The 20,915-nt window shown below is 58.6% G+C and carries 21 protein-coding genes; 4 read left to right on the forward strand and 17 right to left on the reverse strand.

All coding sequences use genetic code 11. The features are described 5' to 3' along the window. Positions 1-19: 19 nt before the first annotated feature. From celB to ACI2JR_RS19070, 3 genes are all read right to left on the reverse strand, one after another. Entirely contained in the window at positions 20-1,372 is a 1,353-nt protein-coding gene (gene celB, locus ACI2JR_RS19060; RefSeq protein WP_132730145.1) for a PTS cellobiose transporter subunit IIC, read from the reverse strand. A 25-nt stretch (positions 1,373-1,397) separates the two neighbouring features. Beyond that, on the reverse strand, positions 1,398-2,705 hold the full coding sequence (locus tag ACI2JR_RS19065; RefSeq protein WP_462479217.1) for a 6-phospho-beta-glucosidase: 1,308 nt from the start codon (positions 2,703-2,705) through the stop codon (positions 1,398-1,400). An 80-nt stretch (positions 2,706-2,785) separates the two neighbouring features. Then, positions 2,786-3,094, reverse strand: a complete 309-nt coding sequence (locus ACI2JR_RS19070; RefSeq protein WP_132730147.1) for a PTS sugar transporter subunit IIB — start codon at positions 3,092-3,094, stop codon at positions 2,786-2,788. Between the two features lie 260 nt (positions 3,095-3,354). Between ACI2JR_RS19070 and ACI2JR_RS19075 the strand changes: the two genes are divergently transcribed. From ACI2JR_RS19075 to nrdG, 3 genes are all read left to right on the forward strand, one after another. Beyond that, positions 3,355-4,098, forward strand: coding sequence for a MurR/RpiR family transcriptional regulator (locus ACI2JR_RS19075; RefSeq protein ID WP_132730148.1), 744 nt, complete (start codon positions 3,355-3,357; stop codon positions 4,096-4,098). 369 nt (positions 4,099-4,467) lie between these two features. Next, positions 4,468-6,603: an anaerobic ribonucleoside-triphosphate reductase gene (nrdD, locus tag ACI2JR_RS19080; protein ID WP_462479218.1), complete on the forward strand. Its 2,136-nt coding sequence runs from the start codon at positions 4,468-4,470 to the stop codon at positions 6,601-6,603. A 159-nt stretch (positions 6,604-6,762) separates the two neighbouring features. After that, positions 6,763-7,227 carry an anaerobic ribonucleoside-triphosphate reductase-activating protein gene (nrdG, locus tag ACI2JR_RS19085; RefSeq protein WP_132730150.1) on the forward strand — a complete coding sequence of 155 codons (465 nt, stop codon included), beginning with the start codon at positions 6,763-6,765 and terminating at the stop codon, positions 7,225-7,227. Between the two features lie 6 nt (positions 7,228-7,233). Here nrdG and ACI2JR_RS19090 read toward each other — a convergent pair whose 3' ends face one another. From ACI2JR_RS19090 to pmbA, 12 genes are all read right to left on the reverse strand, one after another. Then, positions 7,234-9,144: a BglG family transcription antiterminator gene (locus ACI2JR_RS19090; RefSeq protein WP_462479219.1), complete on the reverse strand. Its 1,911-nt coding sequence runs from the start codon at positions 9,142-9,144 to the stop codon at positions 7,234-7,236. 22 nt (positions 9,145-9,166) lie between these two features. Beyond that, positions 9,167-10,318 carry a lactonase family protein gene (locus ACI2JR_RS19095; RefSeq protein WP_132730152.1) on the reverse strand — a complete coding sequence of 384 codons (1,152 nt, stop codon included), beginning with the start codon at positions 10,316-10,318 and terminating at the stop codon, positions 9,167-9,169. An 81-nt stretch (positions 10,319-10,399) separates the two neighbouring features. Next, a complete protein-coding gene (locus tag ACI2JR_RS19100) occupies positions 10,400-11,140 on the reverse strand; it encodes a 2-dehydro-3-deoxy-phosphogluconate aldolase (RefSeq protein WP_132730153.1) in 741 nt (246 codons plus the stop codon). Continuing rightward, positions 11,137-12,255, reverse strand: a complete 1,119-nt coding sequence (locus ACI2JR_RS19105; protein ID WP_132730154.1) for a DgaE family pyridoxal phosphate-dependent ammonia lyase — start codon at positions 12,253-12,255, stop codon at positions 11,137-11,139. Before ACI2JR_RS19105 ends, ACI2JR_RS19100 begins: the two co-directional genes overlap by 4 nt. Beyond that, complete coding sequence (locus ACI2JR_RS19110) at positions 12,239-13,372, reverse strand: amidohydrolase/deacetylase family metallohydrolase (protein ID WP_132730155.1); 1,134 nt, start codon at positions 13,370-13,372, stop codon at positions 12,239-12,241. Before ACI2JR_RS19110 ends, ACI2JR_RS19105 begins: the two co-directional genes overlap by 17 nt. Before the next feature lie 42 nt (positions 13,373-13,414). Next, positions 13,415-14,059 carry a DUF4310 family protein gene (locus tag ACI2JR_RS19115; protein WP_032689791.1) on the reverse strand — a complete coding sequence of 215 codons (645 nt, stop codon included), beginning with the start codon at positions 14,057-14,059 and terminating at the stop codon, positions 13,415-13,417. A 13-nt stretch (positions 14,060-14,072) separates the two neighbouring features. Next, complete coding sequence (locus ACI2JR_RS19120) at positions 14,073-14,849, reverse strand: DUF4311 domain-containing protein (RefSeq protein ID WP_132730156.1); 777 nt, start codon at positions 14,847-14,849, stop codon at positions 14,073-14,075. 21 nt (positions 14,850-14,870) lie between these two features. After that, positions 14,871-15,170, reverse strand: coding sequence for a DUF4312 family protein (locus tag ACI2JR_RS19125; RefSeq protein ID WP_132730157.1), 300 nt, complete (start codon positions 15,168-15,170; stop codon positions 14,871-14,873). Between the two features lie 2 nt (positions 15,171-15,172). Then, positions 15,173-15,535: an SFCGS family glycine-rich protein gene (locus ACI2JR_RS19130; RefSeq protein ID WP_132730158.1), complete on the reverse strand. Its 363-nt coding sequence runs from the start codon at positions 15,533-15,535 to the stop codon at positions 15,173-15,175. Between the two features lie 10 nt (positions 15,536-15,545). Next, positions 15,546-15,884, reverse strand: a complete 339-nt coding sequence (locus ACI2JR_RS19135; RefSeq protein ID WP_132730159.1) for a glycine dehydrogenase — start codon at positions 15,882-15,884, stop codon at positions 15,546-15,548. Between the two features lie 300 nt (positions 15,885-16,184). Beyond that, complete coding sequence (gene cybC, locus ACI2JR_RS19140) at positions 16,185-16,574, reverse strand: cytochrome b562 (RefSeq protein WP_132730160.1); 390 nt, start codon at positions 16,572-16,574, stop codon at positions 16,185-16,187. A 105-nt stretch (positions 16,575-16,679) separates the two neighbouring features. Beyond that, positions 16,680-18,032 (reverse strand): metalloprotease PmbA, encoded by a 1,353-nt coding sequence (pmbA, locus tag ACI2JR_RS19145; protein WP_132730161.1) that lies wholly within the window; start codon positions 18,030-18,032, stop codon positions 16,680-16,682. A 95-nt stretch (positions 18,033-18,127) separates the two neighbouring features. Here pmbA and yjgA point away from each other — a divergent pair, with 95 nt between their 5' ends. Then, entirely contained in the window at positions 18,128-18,679 is a 552-nt protein-coding gene (yjgA, locus tag ACI2JR_RS19150; RefSeq protein WP_004857200.1) for a ribosome biogenesis factor YjgA, read from the forward strand. Positions 18,680-18,755: 76 nt separating this feature from the next. On the opposite strand, the gene ACI2JR_RS19155 is transcribed toward yjgA, so the two are convergent. Together ACI2JR_RS19155 and mpl are read right to left on the reverse strand one after the other, a co-directional pair. Beyond that, positions 18,756-19,289, reverse strand: coding sequence for a GNAT family N-acetyltransferase (locus tag ACI2JR_RS19155; RefSeq protein WP_462479220.1), 534 nt, complete (start codon positions 19,287-19,289; stop codon positions 18,756-18,758). A gap of 66 nt (positions 19,290-19,355) precedes the next feature. Then, on the reverse strand, positions 19,356-20,729 hold the full coding sequence (mpl, locus tag ACI2JR_RS19160) for a UDP-N-acetylmuramate:L-alanyl-gamma-D-glutamyl-meso-diaminopimelate ligase (protein ID WP_462479221.1): 1,374 nt from the start codon (positions 20,727-20,729) through the stop codon (positions 19,356-19,358). Positions 20,730-20,915: the final 186 nt, after the last annotated feature.

The raw sequence follows: 20,915 nt of genomic DNA on the forward strand, positions 1-20,915 counted from the left end.
CGCGCTACGCTGAGCGGGGTTACGCTCTGTCGGCGGAGGACAGGGCGGCGCTGGCTTCCTGCTGCGTCGACGCATGCTCCTCTTTCGCTTTCAGCCGGTCCCACGCGCGGAAGAACGGGTAATAGACCAGCAGCGAGATGCCCAGGTTAACCACCTGCAGGATGGTCCCGGAAAGATGTCCGCCGGTGGCCAGATAGCCGCTGACGAAAATCGGGGTGGTAAACGGCAGCGCAATCCCCGCCGGCGGCGCCACCAGCCCGGTGGCCATCGCGGTATAGGAGACAATCACCAGCAATACCGGGGTCAGAATAAACGGCAGGAAGAACCAGGGGTTCATCACCAGCGGGATCCCAAACACCATCGGTTCGCTGATATTGAACAGCGCCCCCGGCGCGGCAATTTTGCCCAGCTGCTTCATCTGCTGGCTGCGACTGCGGAACAGCATAAAGATCACCAGCCCGAGCAGCGCTCCGGTACCGCCGGGAGCAATCCACAGGTCGTAAAACTGCTGAGTGATGATGTGCGGAATCGGCTGACCGTTCTGAAACGCCGTCAGGTTTTCCGACATATTCGCCAGCCACACCGGCTGGATAAATACCAGCACGATGGCATCGCCGTGCAGACCCAGGGTCCACAGAATCCCGATCAGGATAACCGAGACGATCATCCCCGGCAGCGTACCGCCGACATGATGCATCGGAATACCGATAATCGTGGCGATCATGCTGTTAATATCGCCGAACGGCGAGGCTTCCACGATCAGACGCAGCGCCAGCACCACCGCCAGCACGCAGAAGCCGGGGATCAGCGCGAGGAATGATTTCGCCACCGCCGGCGGCACGCCGTCCGGCATGCGGATCACCAGGTTGCGCCCGGCGACAAAGCGGTAAATCTCGGTGGAGAGCAGCGAAATGACGATAGCGACAAACAGCCCCTGGCTGCCAACCAGGCCAACCGGAATCACCCCTTTAACCACCTCCGCCGCGCCGTGTACCGGGGTAAACAGCGTGTGCTGCGGGATGGTCATCACAAAGGCCACCAGCGACATCGCCCCGGCGGTGAGCGGGTCCAGGGTACGGTATTTCTCCGCCAGCCGGTAAGCGATGCCGAAGCTTGAGATCAGCGCCATGATGTCGTAGGTCGCCTTCACCGGATAGAGAATTTTATCGCGCCAGACGTCGCCAAACAGGCTGCTCATCATGTCGGCGTAGCCGGGGATGGGCAGATAGGCGAAAATCAGGAAAAACGAACCAATCAACATAAACGGCATATTCAGAATAATGCCGTCACGCACGGACAGGACATGTTTTTGCCCGGCGATTTTCAGCGCCGCCGGCATGACGTAGCGTTCAATGAAAGTAGTGTTCGACATGTGCGATCCCCGAAGGAAAAAACGGTCAGTTAAATTGCGTCAGCCATTGACGGTTGATGGTTAACACTTCATCCAGCAGCGCCTGGGCGTCGGTGACATTCCCCACCAGCGGGTTGGTCACCAGCGCCAGCAGCGCGCTGTCGCGACAGCCGTGTACCGCCGCCTCAATGGTCAGTCGTTCAAAGGCTTTTACCTGCTGCGTCAGGCCATTCATCGCCGGAGGCAATGGGCCAAACGTCAGCGGACGGGCGCCCTGCGCGTCAATAATGCTGTTGGTCTCCACCACCGCATCGTCGTCCAGGCCATGGATCGCCCCGTTATTACGGGTGTTCACCACCATCTCCTTGCCGAGATTGTTGTGGATGGCATTAATCAGTTCCACCGCGACTTCAGAGTAGTACGCGCCGCCGCGGAAGCTGAGCTGCTCCGGTTTCTCATCCAGATGCGGATCGGCGTACAGCGCGAACAGCTCCTGTTCGACCTTCATCACCTGCTCGGCGCGGGTGCCTTTGCTTTTCGCCGCGGCGATCTCTTCCGCCAGCATCGCCGGCGTCAGCCAGAAATAGCGGTGATACGGGCAAGGAATCGCCTTCAGCGCCCGCAGAAATTCCGCCGGCCACGGCAGCTCCTTGATGTTGTTCATCGACAGCGCCTGGCCATCGCACAGCATATCGATCACCTGGCGGGTCACATCCTGGCGCCCCTGCATCACCCGGTGCACCCAGACCATATGGTTGAGTCCGGCAAAGCGCAGTTTGACCTCTTCCTCTTTTGCCCCCAGCATGCCGACGATCATGTGCTGCATATTAATCGGTACGTTGCACAGGCCAATAATCTTCGCCTTGCTGTAGCGGCTCACCGCTTCGGTCACTATCCCGGCCGGGTTGGTGAAGTTGAGAATAAAGGCCTCCGGCGCCAGCGCCTCCACCTTCCGCGCCACCTCAAGGATCACCGGGATCGTCCGCAGCGCTTTGGCAAACCCGCCGACTCCGGTGGTCTCCTGGCCCAGCAGGTTGTACTTCAGCCCCAGACGTTCATCCGCGGCACGCGCCGCCAGCTGTCCAACGCGCAGCTGGGTCAATACAAAGCTGGCGCCGCGAATCGCCTCATCAAGCGCAAAGTGGACGCTGACGACGACGTGTTCCAGCCCCTGGCGTTTAAGCATCCGCCGCGTCAATGCGGCGATAATCTCCACCTTTTCACGGCCTGATTCCACGTCAACCAGCGCCAGCTCCGTGACCGGAAGCTGCTCATAACGAACGATAATTCCTTCAATCAGCTCCGGCGTGTAACTACTCCCGCCGCCAATAACGGCGATTTTCAGCGTGTGCATAGAGACCTCTTTTCGGCATGCAAAGAGCCGCACGCAACCCGCATGATTGCGCGTAATGGTTCAGGTTTTAGAGAGAAAAATCAGTGATTCAGCAGCGCGAGCGCCTTATCAAGCACGGCGGCGCCGCGCATCATCCCGTAGTCGGCCATATCAATCACCGCCACCGCTTTACCGTGCGGGGCGGCCAGCGCGCTCAGGCGTCCGGCTTCATATTTCACCTGCGGCCCCAGCAGGATCACATCCGCATTGGCCAGCTCACGCTCAAACTCCGCCACCGCCACCGCGTAAATATCGAGCGACAGCGCGCGCTGCTGCGCTTCCGCTTTCATCTTGCTGACCAGCATGCTGGTCGACATCCCCGCGGCACAACACAGAACGATTCGTTGCATAACCTTTCCTCTTTTGGCTTCGTGATCTGGCCCATGAGGGCATACACGAATATATTGTTAAGATTGTGTGAAAGTGAAGGCTATATGAAAATAATTTTCACCGATGTGATCGAAGCGTAATTTTTCATCATTATTACCTCCCCTCTCCGGGGAATAAAGCGGTCAGCCATAGGAAATAGCCGGCGCTGATGCTATAAATAGCCCTCATCGGTAAGTGAAAAATATTTTCAGGCCATGTTCTGCAGAAAGGAACAGTCAGGATGGATATCGTAGGTCAGTTGCAGGAAGGGTTCGTTCGTTTTAGCGCCCAGGAGTCGCGGGTCGCCGCGTTTATCCTCGAAAACTTAAGCTTTACCGCCAGCGCCTCCATCGACGAGCTGGCCGCCAGCGCCGGCGTCAGCCCGGCGACCATCACCCGCTTTGCCCGCTCCGTCGGCTGCGAGGATATTCGCGATTTGCGCAAGCAGCTGGCGCAGGCCAGCGAACGCCGCGCCAGCTGGCTCAACCCCGGCAGCGACGCCCTGCCCGCCGCCTGGCGGGATAAGCTGAGCTATCTTGGCGATACGCTCACGCGTCAGTTGACGCATACTTCAGAAGCGGCGCTCGACAAGCTCAGGTCCCGTCTGCGCAGCGCCCGCGCCGTCCACTGCTTCGCCCTTGGCGCGCAGGATACCGCCCTGGCCACCTTGTTACAGCATCAGCTCCTGCCCTCCGGGATTGCCATTAATCTGTGTCAGGACGCGGCGTTGATGCGGATGACCGCCAGCACCCTCACCGACGATCACCTCCTGCTGGTACTGGTGACCGCCGGAGCCGACACGATTTTACAAAGCGCCACGCTACAGGCGCGGACGCAGGGCGTCACCATCCTCGCCCTGACGCCGGAAAATCATACGCTGGCGAATATGGCCGCCGACATTATTCCCCTGCCGGAAAACCCGCAGCTGGCCCGCTACGCCCTGCTGCTGCTGGTCGATCTGCTCAATGACACCCTGATGGCCTGAAAGCGCGTCACGCCGGGTCTGGCTGTTCGCCATCCAGGCCCGTTTTTTGCTTATTTTATAAGCAGATAAATTTACATTCGCCCGCACGCCCCACCATCCGTACTCTCCTGTTTTTACTTTGTTCTGCATCAATAAAATCGCAAACATCTTTGATGCAAATCACTACATATAGAACTTAAAATGCGCCCCGGCCCCACATATTGTATTAATCGTCTATTATGTCAGCACATCCCATCCTTACCAGGCGGTGGCGGGATGTGGATAAAAAGGGCCGGAACCGAAGGTAAACGGCGGCAGAGATAGCCCCCCGCGACTCCGGTGCCCCTTCCGCCTCTGTGGATAACCTGTTCTATAAAGTATGGAGTGACTATGACACCGCATGTGATGAAACGAGATGGCTGTAAAGTGCCGTTCAAATCTGAGCGCATTAAAGAAGCAATTCTGCGTGCAGCTAAAGCAGCGGGAGTCGATGACGCAGACTATTGCGCCACCGTCGCGGACATCGTCAGCCAGCAAATGCAGGACCGTAGCCAGGTGGATATCAACGAGATTCAGACCGCCGTTGAGAACCAGCTGATGTCCGGCCCGTGGAAACAGCTGGCCCGCGCCTATATCGAATATCGCCACGATCGCGATATCGAGCGTGAAAAACGCGGCCGCCTGAACCAGGAAATTCGCGGCCTGGTTGAGCAAACCAACGCCTCCCTGCTCAACGAAAACGCCAACAAAGACAGCAAAGTGATCCCGACCCAGCGCGACCTGCTGGCGGGTATCGTCGCCAAACACTATGCCCGTCAGCATCTGCTGCCGCGCGATGTCGTCCTTGCCCACGAGCGTGGGGAGATTCACTACCACGATCTCGACTATTCGCCGTTCTTCCCGATGTTCAACTGCATGCTGATCGACCTCAAAGGCATGCTGACCCACGGCTTTAAAATGGGTAACGCCGAGATTGAACCGCCGAAGTCCATCTCTACCGCCACGGCGGTGACCGCGCAAATCATCGCCCAGGTCGCCAGCCATATTTATGGCGGCACCACCATCAATCGTATTGATGAGGTGCTGGCGCCGTTTGTCAGCGCCAGCTTTGCAAAACATCGCCAAACCGCCGAAGAGTGGCAGATCCCCGATGCCGAAGGCTATGCCCGTTCCCGGACCGAGAAAGAGTGCTACGACGCCTTCCAGTCGCTGGAATACGAAGTGAATACCCTGCATACCGCCAACGGTCAGACGCCGTTCGTCACCTTTGGCTTTGGCCTCGGCACCAGTTGGGAATCACGCCTGATTCAGCAGTCCATTTTACGTAATCGCATCGCCGGGCTGGGGAAAAACCGTAAAACGGCGGTGTTCCCGAAACTGGTGTTCGCGATTCGCGACGGTCTGAACCACAAAGCGGGCGATGCCAACTACGACATTAAACAGCTGGCGCTGGAGTGCGCAAGCAAGCGCATGTACCCGGACATTCTGAACTACGACCAGGTGGTGAAGGTCACCGGTTCGTTCAAAACGCCCATGGGCTGCCGCAGCTTCCTCGGCGTGTACGAAGAAAACGGCGAGCAGATCCACGACGGCCGCAACAACATCGGGGTGATCAGCCTGAACCTGCCGCGCATCGCGCTGGAAGCCAAAGGCGACGAAGCCGCCTTCTGGAAGCTGCTCGACAGCCGCCTGGATCTGGCTTACAAAGCGCTGATGACGCGGATTGCCCGTCTCGAAGGGGTGAAAGCGCGCGTCGCGCCAATCCTGTATATGGAAGGCGCCTGCGGCGTGCGGCTGAAAGCCGACGACAATGTGGCGGATATCTTTAAAAACGGTCGCGCCTCGATCTCGCTGGGCTATATCGGCATCCATGAAACCATCAACGCGCTTTCCGGCAACCAGCACATGTACGACAGCGACGCGCTGCGGGCCAAAGGCATCGCCATCGTCCAGCGTCTGCGCGACGCGGTAGAGCAGTGGAAGGAAGAGACCGGCTACGGCTTTAGCCTCTACAGTACGCCGAGCGAAAACCTGTGCGACCGTTTCTGCCGTCTCGACACCGCCGAGTTTGGCGTGGTTGATGGCGTTACCGATAAGGGCTACTACACCAACAGCTTCCACCTGGACGTCGAGAAAAAGGTCAACCCGTACGACAAGATTGACTTCGAAGCGCCCTATCCGCCGCTGGCGAACGGAGGCTTTATTTGCTATGGCGAATACCCCAACATCCAGCACAACCTGAAAGCGCTGGAAGACGTCTGGGATTACAGCTATCAGCACGTGCCCTATTACGGCACCAACACGCCGATCGACGAGTGCTATGAGTGTGGTTTTACCGGCGAGTTCTCATGCACCAGCAAAGGCTTTACCTGCCCGAAATGCGGCAACCACGATGCCTCCCGCGTGTCGGTCACCCGTCGGGTCTGCGGTTATCTCGGCAGCCCGGACGCCCGCCCGTTCAACGCCGGCAAGCAGGAAGAAGTTAAACGCCGCGTGAAGCATTTGGGTAACGGGCAGATCGGTTAATTTCGACACTATTATTGCCCGGCAATGCGACGCTTTTCGCAAAGCTATTGGCGCCAGGACAAGGCGGCAAGCCAGCGAATCCCGGGTCACTTACATAAGTCAGTGACCCGGGTAAGCGAGCGCAGCCAACGCAGTAAGGGCGTCAATTGAGAAGCGAACATGAATTACCATCAATACTATCCGGTAGACATCGTCAACGGCCCCGGTACCCGCTGCACCCTGTTTGTCTCGGGCTGCGTCCACGAATGCCCCGGCTGCTATAACAAAAGCACCTGGCGGCTTAACTCCGGGCTGCCGTTCACCTCCGCCATGGCCGATCGTATCATCGCCGACCTCAACGATACGCGCATCAGGCGCCAGGGGATTTCCCTCTCCGGCGGCGATCCGCTGCATCCGCAGAACCTGCCGGAAATTGTTAAGCTGGTGCGGCGGATCCGCGCCGAATGCCCCGGGAAGGATATCTGGGTGTGGACGGGCTATAAGCTGGCCGAACTGAACGACGCGCAAATGGCCGTCGTCGATCTGATCAACGTCCTGGTCGACGGCAAATTTGTGCAGGATTTAAAAGACCCGGCGCTGATCTGGCGTGGCAGCAGCAACCAGGTGGTCCATCATCTGCGATAGTCGGGGTTAAAACCGGCTGACGCACTCCAGCGCCAGCGCTTTAAACTCATCGAAACTACGGGTTGCGGCAAGGCGGGTCATCGCCCGCTCGCGCAGGAAGGTGACGAAAATATCGTAGATCGCCATCGCCTCTTCATACTCGCTTTTACTGATGGCCAGCAGGAAGATGATATGGGCGGTTTCGTCGCCCCAGGCGATACCGTTTGGCGCAATCACGGTATAGACCACGGTTTTTTGCGCCAGCAGGCCCAGGGCGTGCGGCAGCGCAATCCCGTCGCCCAGCATGGTGCTGACGATAGCTTCACGTTCGACGACGGAATCATGGAACCCGGCATCGACAAACCCTTCGCGCTGCAGCTGCTCGCACAGCTCGGCAAACAGCGTCTGCCGATCGACCGGCGTGTCGATCACCCGGAAATGGGCCGCATCGAAATATTTATTCAGCACCCAGGGGCGGGTCCGGTCCACCAGCACCAGCTTGCCGATTTGCTCCAGCTGATAGTCGGTCGGGAAGGGCGCAATGGTCACCACCGGCTTATCTTTTTCGCCGATCCGCACCGTTGAGATGACAAAATCCTCGGCAATCGCCTCCCGCTGCTCGTACTCCCGCTGCGACAGCGTGGCGGCAATTTCGAGCTGCGGATATTTACGCTGCAAAATCGCCTCGATCATCCGCACCATCGCATTGCTGGTGTCGCACACCAGCAGCACCCGCGGCTGACGCTGATAACCCACGTTGTAATGGCGCTCCAGGCCGACGCCAATATGCAGCACGAGGAAACCAATCTCATTTTCGCTGATGGTATAGGGCGTGTACTTGCCCCAGCTGGTCACCGCCGCCAGGGTCATATCCCACGACATCGGATAGTGCTGCTTAATATTATCCAGCAGCGGATTGGGGATCATAATCTGGTAGCGCACCCGGGTGATCATGGTCTTAATATGGGTCAGCAGATCGGCATGCAGCTGGGCGTCATCCAGCAGATTGTAGTTATACTGGCTGTTGATATAGCTCAGAATATAGTTCACCAGCGCTTCGCCATCATCGGCGCTGATGGTGCCCGGATCGACATCCTGGACCTGGCGGGCGGCAAGGTGCACGCACAGCCACGCCTCTTCTGCCGGAGAGAGCGCTTTTCCCGCCAGCTGCTGTAGCGCCCCGGTGAGATCGCGCGCGGCATCGCGCACGTTTTGCGCGACATCTTCCGCGCTAAATTCCGCCAGCGGATAGCCCTGACTGACGCGACGCACCACCACCGCGGCATACAGACGGATAAAACGTTCGCCCTCATCGGTCAGGCGAACATGGTGGCGGATCAGTATCTCCTGCAGGACGCGGCCGAGCTGTTCCTGCATCGCCGCATCCAGCCCTTCTTCCTCCCCCAGCGGATTGAGTCCCCCCTGCTGCGCCTGTTGCCACAGCAGGTCGGTCAGACAGGCGCGAATCGACACTTCGCTGCCAAACAGCTTCATACCGTGGCGCGGGCGGGTCTCCAGCGTCAGCTGATAGCGCTGAAAACGCTCGCGGACCTCGGCCATATCGCTCTGTAGCGTCGCCCGGCTGACGAACCACTCGTCCGCCAGATCTTCGAGCTTAAGGGAGAAGGGAGAAATCAAAAAACGCACCAACAGAAAGTTGATGCGATCCTGGGCGGTGCGCGGAATAAGCTGCGGCTTCGGCGCGTTCTCTTCCAGCGTCTGGATGCGCGCCGGGTCGTCAACTTTCAGTTGATACCCGCTGCCGCGAGTGAGAGTAAATTGCGCGCCGTAATGGACCAACAGCGCGTTAAGCGCGGTAATATCGGCGCGCACGGTACGAGTAGAAACCGACAGCCGCTGCGCCAGCTCATCCTGCGGCAGCGTTTCGTTTTGCAGCAAAGTAAACAGTTGCGCTAAACGTTGGTTGGGAAATCGCATGTCAGTTCCTTCATCTCACGGCTCAAGGTTGAGCGGATATCACCATTTGTGATGGGCTGCCTACCGGGGTGTAATCCGGGGCAAAGGTCAGCTTGCCGCTCTGCGGCGCCACGCTAAAACGGGTAATATTATCGCTACGCTGGTTCATGACGTACAGCCATTGCCCCTGATTATCCAGCGTCAACGTCCGCGGGTAGTCGCCGCGGGTCCAGATATCCTCCTGATGGCTCAGGCTGCCGTCGGCCAGCACGCTAAAATGCGCGATGCTGTTATGCAGGCGATTCGCGACGTACAGCTGTTTGCCATCGGCGCTGAGGACCAGTCCGGCGGCAAAGCTGGTGCCTTTGTAGCCTTTCGGCAGTGCGGAAACCGTTTTGCCTTCGCGCAGCAGCCCGCTTTGCTTATCAAGATGATAGAACGTCAGCGTTGAAGATTCTTCATTAATCAACCACAGTCCGTCGCCTTTCGGCGTAAAGACAAAGTGACGCGGCCCGGCGCCGGCCGAAGAAGCGGCGATAAACGGCGGATCGTTCGGCGTCAGCTTGCCGCTGCTATTGTCGATCCGGTACTGATAGATCCGATCCAGCCCCAGATCGGTAGAGTAGACGAATTTCCCGCTGGGATCGGCGGCGATCATATGGGCATGCGGGCCATTGTGATCGCTGATGGCAAAGCTGCCCTCAACGGCCGCCGCCGGCCGTTGCGCACCGGCTGGTCCCTGATCCTGATGGACGTCCACCGCCTCGCCGAGGCTACCGTCTTCTTTCACCGGCAACACCGCCGTCGTGCCGCTGACGTAGTTCGCCACCAGCAGATGACGGCCGTCCGGCGTCAGCGACAGATAGACCGGCCCGGCGCCTGCCGAGGCGACCTGGTTCAGAGCGGTCAGTTCACCACTGGCCTCAATCCGCCACGCCTGCACCACCCCCTTTTCGACTTCGCTGGCGGCATACAAAGTTTTACCGTCCCGCGACACGGTGAGCTGTGCGACGTTCGGCAGCGCGCTGACCAGCGCTTTATCACGTAGCGCGCCGGTTTTGCCATCGACGGTAAAGCGATACAGCCCTTCACCGTTGGGATTATAGGTCCCCACCCAGGCATACTGAGTTTGGGCGGCGGCGGCGGCGGCAAGCAGGGAAAGGGAAGCAACAAGCAGGTGACGAGCGGTGGGCATAGCGACTCCTTGATGGTTCGATAGGTGTTTTTTTATTCGCGCGCGCCGCTGACGCAGCCGCGCGCGATGAGGACAACGATCCTACTGCACTAACGCTTTAGTCATCTCCAGCAGCTGGCGAACGTCCGCCGGGCGGGTATTACCGCTGGCTTTATCAATAATCGAGCTGTAAATGTGCGGAATGATTTTGCTGACCCCCGCATCCAGCGCGATCTGCAGGATTTCGCTGTAGTTGTCCAGATCGATGCCGCCGGTTGGCTCCAGCCAGAAATCGTGGCGGGCGCAGGCCTGGGCGACCGCGACGAACTCATCGCGGTGTTTCAGGCCGCCCATCGGGAAATATTTGATTGAGCTGCCGCCCATATCCTTCAGCAAGGCGATGGCGGTTTCCAGCGGCACAATCCCGTCCGGCGCGCCGCTGCTCAGCGGCCCGGTGGAAATCTTGACCATCCCCGGCGTGCCGGTCGGTGACACCAGACCGTTGACCACGGTGTCGTTCTGCCCCAGCAGCGCGCGGCTGGCGCCGACGCCGGTAAACACCTGGTTAACGTGCTGCGGCTGTACCTGACGGGAAATTTCGCTGACCATCGCCGACTGGTTCGGGTCGCCCGCGCCCAGCCCGACGGAGAGCGCGTTATCGATCAGCCGGGCATATTCACGCATATCCGCCACCGCGCTCGCGACGTCCGGATAGTTTTTGGAGAGCACGCCAACCAGGACGTGACCTTCCGCGGCCTCGTAGATTTCGCGGGCGTTGTCTTTGCTGCCCGCCAGGACGTTCAGGCATACGCGGTCACGGTAAAAATTCGGCGTCAGTTTCATGCTTTTTTCTCCTTGTTCAGAACCTCGGCGATGCGGCGGGAGACAATTTCCAGCTGCTGCGCGTTCACGCTGCGGACATCGGCCTCAATAATGCCTTCGTTGGCCTTGTAGCCGCGGAAGTAGATGGCGTATTCGCCCTGTTTCAGCGCGTCGACCAGTTCGCCGGTGGCGACACCGGTGACGGTTTCATCGAATTTGATTTCAGCGCGGGCGATGTCGCGGCCGGCGCTGTCCCAGACCACCCGGGCGGTAACGCCGTTGAGGGTATTGAGCTGGTCAATAAACGGCGTCATCTTCGCCACCATCTCATCGCCGCTCTCTTTACGCGCCGTCAGGTAGTGCTCGATCGCGCAGGTCAGACCGAGGATCCCCTCTTTACCGACCTTCATCGCGCGGCCAATCCCCGCCGACTGGCGTTTCACCCACTCGACGTACTGGGTTTTCCCCACCACCAGGCCGCTGGTCGGCCCTTCGATCGCCTTCGCGCCGCTGTAGATCACCAGGTCGGCGCCGGCGCGGTAGTAACACTGCAGATCCTCTTCCGCGGCCGCATCGACGATCAGCGGCAGGTGGTGTTTGCGCGCCACCACCACCGCCTGCTCGACGCTGAGCATGCTTTTCTGCACGCAGTGGTGAGATTTGATATACAGAATGGCCGCGGTACGCGGGGTGATCGCCGCCGCCAGCTGGTCAGCGGAACATTCGTTGGCGTAGCCCGCTTCCACCAGCTTGCCGCCCCCCAGCGCCACCATCGACCCCACCGGCGCGCCGAAGTTGACGTTGTGGCCTTTCGGCAGCACGATTTCATTGTTTTCAATCGGCGTGACGTGGAGGTTTTCCAGCAGCCAGCCGCTGTCTTTTACCAGCACCGCCGCCACCGACTGGGCGATCCCCGCCGAGGCGCAGGAGACGACGGTCGCCCCTTCCACGTCCAGCAGCTTCGCAATGTATTCGCCGGTTTTGTTCACCAGGTCTTTCATTTCGAAGTAGTGGTTCATGCCGCTCATCACCGCATCCACCACCTCCGGACGCGGCGTGGAGACGCCCAGCGCCGTCATCCGGCCGGAGGTATTAATGACTTGTTTGAGATGGTATTTTTCAAAAATCGAAGGCATTTTCCGCGCTCCCTTGTTCGGTCAGATAGCCCTTGCCCGCGCGAATCGCGGCAAGCGGCACCAGAATATTGTCAGCCTGCAGGCTCTCTTTTTCCGCGTCGACCAGCACCGTCGGCGCATGCTGCACGGTAAACAGCGTTAAATCGGCATCGTAGCCCACCGCCAGCCGCCCTTTTTGCGTCAGACGCAGCCCATCGGCCGCGCTGGCGGTCACGCACTCAATCACCTGCGGCAGCGTCATGCCGATGGCGAGAAACTTCGACATCACCAGCGCCAGGGAACGTACCGGCCCGTCGATGCGGTTGCGGCAGTAGATATCGGAGCTGATGGTGTGCGGCAGAATCCCCAGCGCGATGGCCCGTCGCGCCACTTCAAAGCTGAAGCTGGCGGTACCGTGGCCGACATCGAGGCGCACGCCGCGCCGCAGCGCGCGGGTAATCGAGGCGCGCAGCTCGCCTTCCGGCGTCAGGATGCGGTTCGGTTTGCCGTTATAGCAGTGGGTAATGATGTCGCCTGCGCTGAGCAGGTCGGCGATTTCATCGAGGTTCGGCGGGTTATTGCCAATATGGACCATCAGCGGCAGATCGCCGTTTTCCTGCTGAATGGCCTTCGCCCGCTCCAGCGGCGTAATCCCGTTCTCGCCAACCACGCTGCTGCTCATCCGCGCTTTCAGGCCGACGATAAAATCAGGGTGACGTTGCAGCGCCTGCTTCACCGCCTCCGCGTCGATATTAGCCATGTTGGCCAGTTCGTTCTGGGCAATCAGCCCGACGCGGGAGATATTGAGCAGCGCATAGACCTCGGTCGCCGCTGCGCGGGTCAGCTGATAAAAATCATCAACGTCGTCCGCTCCGGTGCTGCCGGCATCGATAACGGTAGTGACGCCGGTGGCGATGCCGACGCTGTCCGGCTGGTCGTGGTAAATCGGTGAATTCGGGTAGCAGTGGACGTGGGAATCAATCCAGCCGGCGCTCACGTAATAACGCCCGTCCAGCGCCACGGTTTTACGCGCTGACGCGCTAATCTCGCCCAGCGCGGCAATTTTTCCGTCCTGGATGGCGATATCGGTCAGGGTATCGTCGACGAGGCGCGCACCGCGCAGGAGTAAATCAAACATGGGTCTCTCCTGGTAAAGCGGGCGCCTGAGCGCCCGCAGGACTTAACCAATAGCAATCGGGAAAAGGGATCCCAGAATCATCGCGCCGAGAATGGCGCCGCCGGTGATCGGCTTCTGCCAGATGTAGAACAGCAGCGCCCCAACCAGAGAACCGATACCGATAGGAATCGAAGCGGTCATCGCGCTGAGGATAATCAACGGCCCAAGGAAGCGGCCGGAGGCGTTACCGGCACCCATCATCACATCGGCGCCGTAGGTGGAGTCGCTCTGATTGATGGTGAACTTACGCGCCAGAATGATGATGTAGCCCACCGCCAGCCCCAGCGCGAGGCCGGTCGCCAGCGAGGCGGCAAAGTTCGCCACCGGGAAAACGAAGCCAGCCCCTAACAGCAGCGCCGGCACGCCAAGGCCGATACCGGTCTGAATCGCTCCGCCGATATCGAGGATCCCCACCAGCGAGCCTTCGATAATCCGGGCGAACAGGAAGCTGGCGCCGAACGCGGCCACTGCGCCATAAGCCCCGGTATCAATGCCCGCTTTCAGCATCGCCACGAAGGCTACTTCGTTAAACGCGCCGATGCCGTAGAGGTAGTACATATGGGTCCCGGCGAAGACGCCGGAGGAGAGCAGACCAACAAAGATCGGAAACGACCAGTCGGCATACCAAAAACCTTTATTCTGTTCCATTTCGAGGCTCCTGTTATTTGCCGCTGAGCGAGCTGTGGATCAGATCCAGCCAGTTCGGCACGGTCAGATGGAAGGACTCCAGCGTCTTGATATCAAAGCCGCGGAAGAAGGCGCTCAGGACAAACAGCGCAACAATGGCGGACATCATCACTTTGGTGACGCGGTTCCAGCCGCTCTCTTCAACGCCCTTACCGATCAGAATGCCCAGCACCAGACCCGGCACGGCGTTACCCATAATCAGCTGCGCCGCGCCGCCGAAGATGGTGGCCCAGAAGCCCGACTTTTTACCGGCATCGATAGCCGCCAGCCAGAAGATAACCGGCATCACGGTATTCACCAGCAGGTTAGCCGCCGGGACCAGAACCTTCACCGCGGTGACCTGCAGCGCTTCCGGTACGGAAGAGGCGGTCAGGTTTAAGAAGGAGACCACCAGCATGCCGATGATGCCGCAGGCAATCGCCATCTTCTTCGGATCGTGCAGCGTTTCGCCGACGTTACGGTTTTTCAACATCAATGCCGCGGCGCCCCAGTTAGGGATAATGCGGTGATCGACGTCCTGGGTAAATGAACCTGCTGCAACGGAAGAAGCCCAGGCGTTAAAGAAGAAGCCCAGACCAAAGGAGAAGTGGGAAGCCGGATCGCCTTCGCAGGAATTCAGCTCGCCCAGGGTACGAAACGCCCCCATCCCCTGGGTGGTAGGCGCATGAAACATGCGTGCCGCTCCGGCGCCCACGCCGACGCCGACCAGGCCGCCGATAATGAGCGATTTTATTAAAATTATCAGGAACATAGTCTGACCCTATGGTGAAAATCAGGTGTGCGTGACGAAATCCACTTTATCGAGATTAATGGCGGTCACGTTGACGGTGACATCCAGCTCCACGCTGTAGGTCCGTCGTTCACGGCGCAAAAAGAAGAATAAGAACGCTTCTTTACGCACCGCTTCACGCGCATGAACAACCTTCACATCCTGTGGCTCAATACGCAGTAAGATATGCGGTGAGGTTTTCATCACCGCTGCCTGTACGTGATTCAGGGCGTCGGCGAAGGCCCGTGTTTTGCTCTCGCCTTTGCCCGTCACGCTCACCGTAGTGGTGAATTGCTCTTTCATGCTCAGGCGCCGTATTTCTTTTTCCAGGCTTCAACCAGGCGCTCGCCCAGCTCTTCTTTATCCATGAAGCCGAAACCCAGTACGTTGTAGCCTTCGTTGATGGCGGTCACGCCTTCGTCAACGGAGCGCATGCCATATTTCGCCTTGTAGCCGTGTTTGTTTTGCGCGGTGATGGCGCCAGCGCCGCCGCTGCCGCAGAAGGAGATACCAAAGCTGGCGTTTTCTGCTTTCATCACGTCGCCAAGTTTCATATCCGCGGCAACGCCCGGTACGACCACGGCATGCGCGCCGGCTTTTTCCGCGCCCGCGGCCACTTTTTGTCCTTTACCCAGACGGTCGCCAATCACTACGGTAATCTGTTCCATTTGCTACTCCTTACAGGTTGTCTTTTGCTACTTCGAAGTGGACGGACAGCAGCCAGGACTCTTCTTCTGGCAGGTTGCCGAACTGCGCAACCACTTCGCGGGCAAGCATCATTGAATCTTCTGAAATCTCTTCAAACAGGCTGGCGTCCACTTCCGGCAGCGGTTCGCCGCTAATCGACCGGTGGGCCATCGCCCGCACATGGGATGTCAGCATCTGTTCCTGGACGGCGTTGGGGATGATATTGCGACGGCTTAACAGTGCATAAACCTGCTGCAGCATCTTCTCAGCAAGCTGCTCAGTTTGCGTCGCCTGGTCCCCTACGTCGTTTGTTACCGCTCCGTTATTCACTTGTGTTACCCCGTTGATGTCTCTGGGGATAAAACTAGCGCCGGGGAGGAGGAGTTTGTAGCGAGTTGTTTTCCACTTCGAAGTGGAAAGGCGGACGGGCTGCGTGATCCAATGCACATAATTGCCGTGAAAATGGCATTTTCGGCGAAATTACGTGATGCACATCACAGGCCAATCGTGGTTTACGTGGGAAGAGCGGTGCGAATAACCGTAGAAGAAAAAAGGAAAAGTGTGATGTCAACGGGGTTTTATGACGGGAAACGAGCAGGAGGTATCGGCTGATACCTCCTGCAACGGGGTTTAACGGTACTTCTGATGGTAGGTGTTGCGGGTCGTTTTAAACGCTTCCGCGGCGGCCTGCGCCTCTTTCACTTTACCTTCATTCGCCAGCTTCAGCGCGCCGTCAATCTGGCCAATCAGGATATCCAGACCGTGGCGATAATCTTTCATTTCTGCGCTGTCGGCGGCTTTCCCTTCCAGCTTCGGCGGGGTCTCTTTCTGCGCATCCGCAGCGGCGGCGCGCATTTTGCTCAGGGCCGCTTTCAGCTCGCCCGCATCGGAGGTTTTCTGCACCACCTGCAGGTTTTCCGCGATGGTGTCCATATCCTCACCCAGTTCGGCGGCCAGCGCCGACGCGGAACCCATTGCAAGGGCGGAGACAGCCAACATTGCTAACAGTTTTTTACGCATTGCTCACTTCCTTTTTTATTATTTAAGCAAACGGGCGCCGCAGGAGCGCCCTTCTGTAAACGTTATTCGGCAAACTGCATCTTGAATAATGAAGGTATAACGGTGTTACTGTCCGGCGATTTTCATCTCAGGCAGCAGCACGGAGCCGCACTGAATATTGCTGCGCGTTTCGATATCGTCACCAACGGTCACGATATTACGCCACATCTCTTTCAGATTGCCTGCGATAGTGATTTCGCTTACCGGATACTGAATTTCGCCATTCTCAACCCAGAAGCCGGAAGCGCCGCGTGAGTAATCGCCGGTCACGCCACTGACACCCTGCCCCATCAGTTCGGTGACGACAAGCCCGGTGCCCATCTCTTTAAGCAACTTTTCAAAACTCAGGCCGCGGCCGTTAATCCGCCAGTTGTGGATGCCGCCCGCGTGACCGGTGCTCTTCATCCCCAGCTTGCGCGCAGAGTAGTTGGTCAGCAGCCACTGGGTCAGCACGCCGTCTTTAATGATGTCCCGACGTTCGGTACGCACGCCTTCGCTGTCGAACGGCGTTGAGGCCAGCCCTTTCAGCAGATGCGGATGCTCTTCGATGGTCAGCCAGTCCGGCAGGATCTGCTGGCCGAGTGAATCCAGCAGGAAGGTGGATTTGCGGTATACCGCGCCGCCGGCGATCGCCCCGACCAGGTGACCAAACAGCCCGGTCGCGACTTCGTTGGCAAAGATAACCGGTGCTTTCATCGTCGAGAGCTTACGCGGCGTCAGCCGTGACAGGGTGCGGCGGGCGCACTCGTCACCGACCCACTCCGGGGTGCGTAAATCTTCCAGCGCGCGGCCAATGGTGTACGCGTAGTCGCGCTCCATATCGCCGTTCTCTTCCGCGATCACGCAGCTGGAAAGGGAGTGGCGGGTGGAGCAGTAGCTCTGCAGCATACCGTGGCTATTGCCGAACACTTTGATGCCGTAGTGGCTGTTGAAGCTGCCGCCTTCGGTGTTGGTGATGCGTTTGTCGGCCTGCAGCGCCGCCTGTTCAGCGCGGGCGGCCAGCTCAATCGCCTGATCCGGCGTCACTTCCGCCGGATGGAACAGGTCGAGGTCCGGCGCGTCAAAGGCCAGCAGCGCTTTATCCGCCACGCCCGCGAACGGATCCGGCGAGGTATAGCGGGCGATATCCAGCGCCGCCTGCACCGTGCGGGCAATGGCCTGCGGGCTAAGATCGGTTGAGGAGGCGCTCCCCTTGCGGTTCTGGTGATAAACGGTGATGCCGAGCGCACCATCGCTATTAAATTCCACGTTCTCCACCTCGCCGTAGCGGGTGCTGACGCTGATGCCGGTCGTCTTGCTGACGGAGACTTCCGCCCCGTCCGATTTGCCTGCCGCCAGTTCCAGCGCCGTGGTCACGGCCTCTTCCAGCGTCTTACGCTGCTGTGCAACTTGAGAGATGACTTTCATCGCTAATGCCATAATGTAGGAAGGTGTTAAGTGAAGTCTAACAGAGAACCGTTTTTCAGTGCGCGCCTTAACTGGTAACATTAGCCTCTTTTTTTAAGGAGCCTGAGATGACTAAGCAGCCCGATGACTGGCTCGACGACGTGCCCGGTGATGACGTTGAAGATGAAGACGATGAAATTATCTGGGTCAGTAAAAGTGAAATTAAACGTGACGCGGAAGAACTGAAGCGTCTTGGCGCCGAAATGGTGGAGCTGGGGAAAAACGCGCTGGATAAAATCCCGCTCGATAGCGACCTGCGCGACGCCATTGAACTCGCCCAGCGCATCAAGAAGGAAGGCCGCCGCCGCCAGATGCAGCTGATTGGTAAAATGCTGCGCAGCCGCGATGTCGATCCGATTCGCCAGGCGTTAGACAAGCTCAAGAACCGCCACAACCAGCAGGTTGCGCTGTTCCATAAGCTGGAGATGATTCGCGATCGTCTGATTGAGGAAGGCGATGATGCGGTACCTGAAGTATTGAACCTGTGGCCTGACGCCGATCGTCAGCAGCTGCGTTCGCTTATCCGTAACGCCAAAAAAGAGAAAGAAGGCAACAAGCCGCCGAAGTCCGCGCGTCTGATCTTCCAGTATCTGCGTGAACTGGCGGAAGGCGAAAGCTAATCGTTTCCTGTAGCCCCGGTAAGCATCGCGTGACCGGGAAAAATCCCGGATGCCGGCGCGCTGCGCCTTATCCGGGCTACAGCCCTACTCCCGCCATCACCACCTGTCGTAAATCCCCGGCGAAACGCCGATACTGCGAGGCGTCAATCGCCTGCGGATAGCTCAGCACAATCAGTTCATGATCGGCGATACCGCGATGATAGGTCGGGTGACGATGCGGCCACGGGTTGGCGCAAAAGCCCATCGTGGCATAAAAACGCAGCCGCTTATGGGCAATCTCGGTGGTTAACGGATCGATTTCCAGAATGGTCAACGGCGTCCGTTGCAGGAGCCCCGCCAGCAGGCGTTTACCGTAGCCGCGCGAGCGCAGCGTATCGTCAATCGCCAGATGCTCAATATAGCGGTAGCCGGCAAACTGCCAGCAGCCGCTCAGCCCGATAAATACCCCGTCATCGAACCACGCCTCCAGCAGGTAGCGCGGGTCGCGCAGCGCCTGCCGCTTTGCCGCCGGCTCGCGCTGCTCGTGCCACGGAAACGCTTTGTCGTACAGCGCGTCTACGGCAGTAAAGTGAACACCGTCGGCGGCGGTGATTTTTTGCGATGTCAGCATGACACATCCACGGTCGCTAAAAGAAATCTGCCCTCACACGGAGGGCAGAGAGAGACGGCACGGCGCTTATTCTGCCGCGGCCGCCTTGCTGGCCAGCTTGTCCAGCAGCTTCTGATGAATGCCGCCAAAGCCGCCGTTGCTCATCACCAGAATGTGATCGCCCGGATGCGCGGTTTTAACAATCATATCGGCCAGCACATCAACATCGGCGCTCCAGTGCGCAGGCTGCACGCAGGCTTCCGCCACTTCCGCCACCTGCCATGGAATATGCTGCGGCTGGAGCAGGAACACTTCGTCCGCGCGGCCCAGCGCGGGGGCCAGGTCGTCTTTGCATACGCCCATTTTCATGGTGTTGGAACGTGGTTCCAGCACCGCAAGGATCCGCGCGGTGCCGCCGACTTTACCGCGCAGCGCCTGCAGGGTCGCCAGAATCGCCGTTGGGTGATGGGCAAAATCGTCATATACGGTGACGCCATTCGCTTCGCCGCGCAGTTCCAGACGGCGGCGGGCATTGATAAAGCTGCCCACCGCAGCGGCGGCATCGGCCGGCACCACCCCCACATGCCGGGCCGCGGCGATCGCCATCAGACCGTTATGCATATTGTGTTCGCCCACCAGCTCCCACTTCACTTCACCGACTTTTTCACCGTCCAGCCACACTTCCCACTGCGAGGCATCGGCGTTCAGCTTCTTCGCCTGCCAGCGCCCCTGCTCGCCCACCAGCTCCTGCTCGCTCCAGCAGCCCATCGCCAGCGTCTGTTTCAGATTGATATCGTTTTCCGGCAGGATAATTTTGCCTTTGCCCGGCACGATGCGCACCAGATGATGGAACTGTTTCTGGATCGCTTTCAGGTCGTCAAAGATATCCGCATGATCGAACTCAAGGTTATTGAGGATCAGCGTACGTGGGCAGTAGTGTACAAATTTGGAACGCTTATCGAAGAAGGCGCAGTCATACTCATCGGCTTCGATAACAAAGAACGGGCTCTCGCCGAGACGGGCGGAAACCTCGAAGTTACCCGGTACGCCGCCGATGACAAAGCCTGGCTTATAGCCGCAGGCTTCGAGGATCCATGTCGCCATTCCCGCGGTGGTGGTTTTACCGTGAGTACCGGCAACCGCCACAACCCAGCGATCGCGCAGGACGAAGTCATGTAGCCACTGCGGGCCGGACATATACGGAATATTGTTTTCCAGGACCGCTTCGACGCACGGGTTGCCGCGCGTCATCGCATTACCAATGATCACCAGATCCGGCCGTGGGTCCAGCTGGCTGGCATCATATCCTTGAATTAAATCGATTCCCTGGTTTTCCAGCAGGGTGCTCATTGGCGGATAGACGTTAGCATCCGACCCCGTTACCTCATGACCGAGGGAACGAGCCAGCATCGCCAGTCCCCCCATAAACGTGCCACAGATACCTAAAATATGAATGCGCATTCGTCACTTCCCTCTTTAATCTGGCGCACATTTTACCCATATGTACGGCATCAGAGAAATGCATTTCAGGTTAATCCGTTTTTTGCTGGCGCGATTCACCTGTGCGAACTTTTTTTATTCTTTGTTAAGATTGTTGCGTTCGTTTTACTTCACATAAACATGCAGGGAACGGGTTATGAAAACGTT

Origin of the sequence: Klebsiella sp. NPDC088457 (assembly GCF_044900465.1) — a bacterium.
Classification (GTDB): Bacteria; Pseudomonadota; Gammaproteobacteria; order Enterobacterales; family Enterobacteriaceae; genus Klebsiella.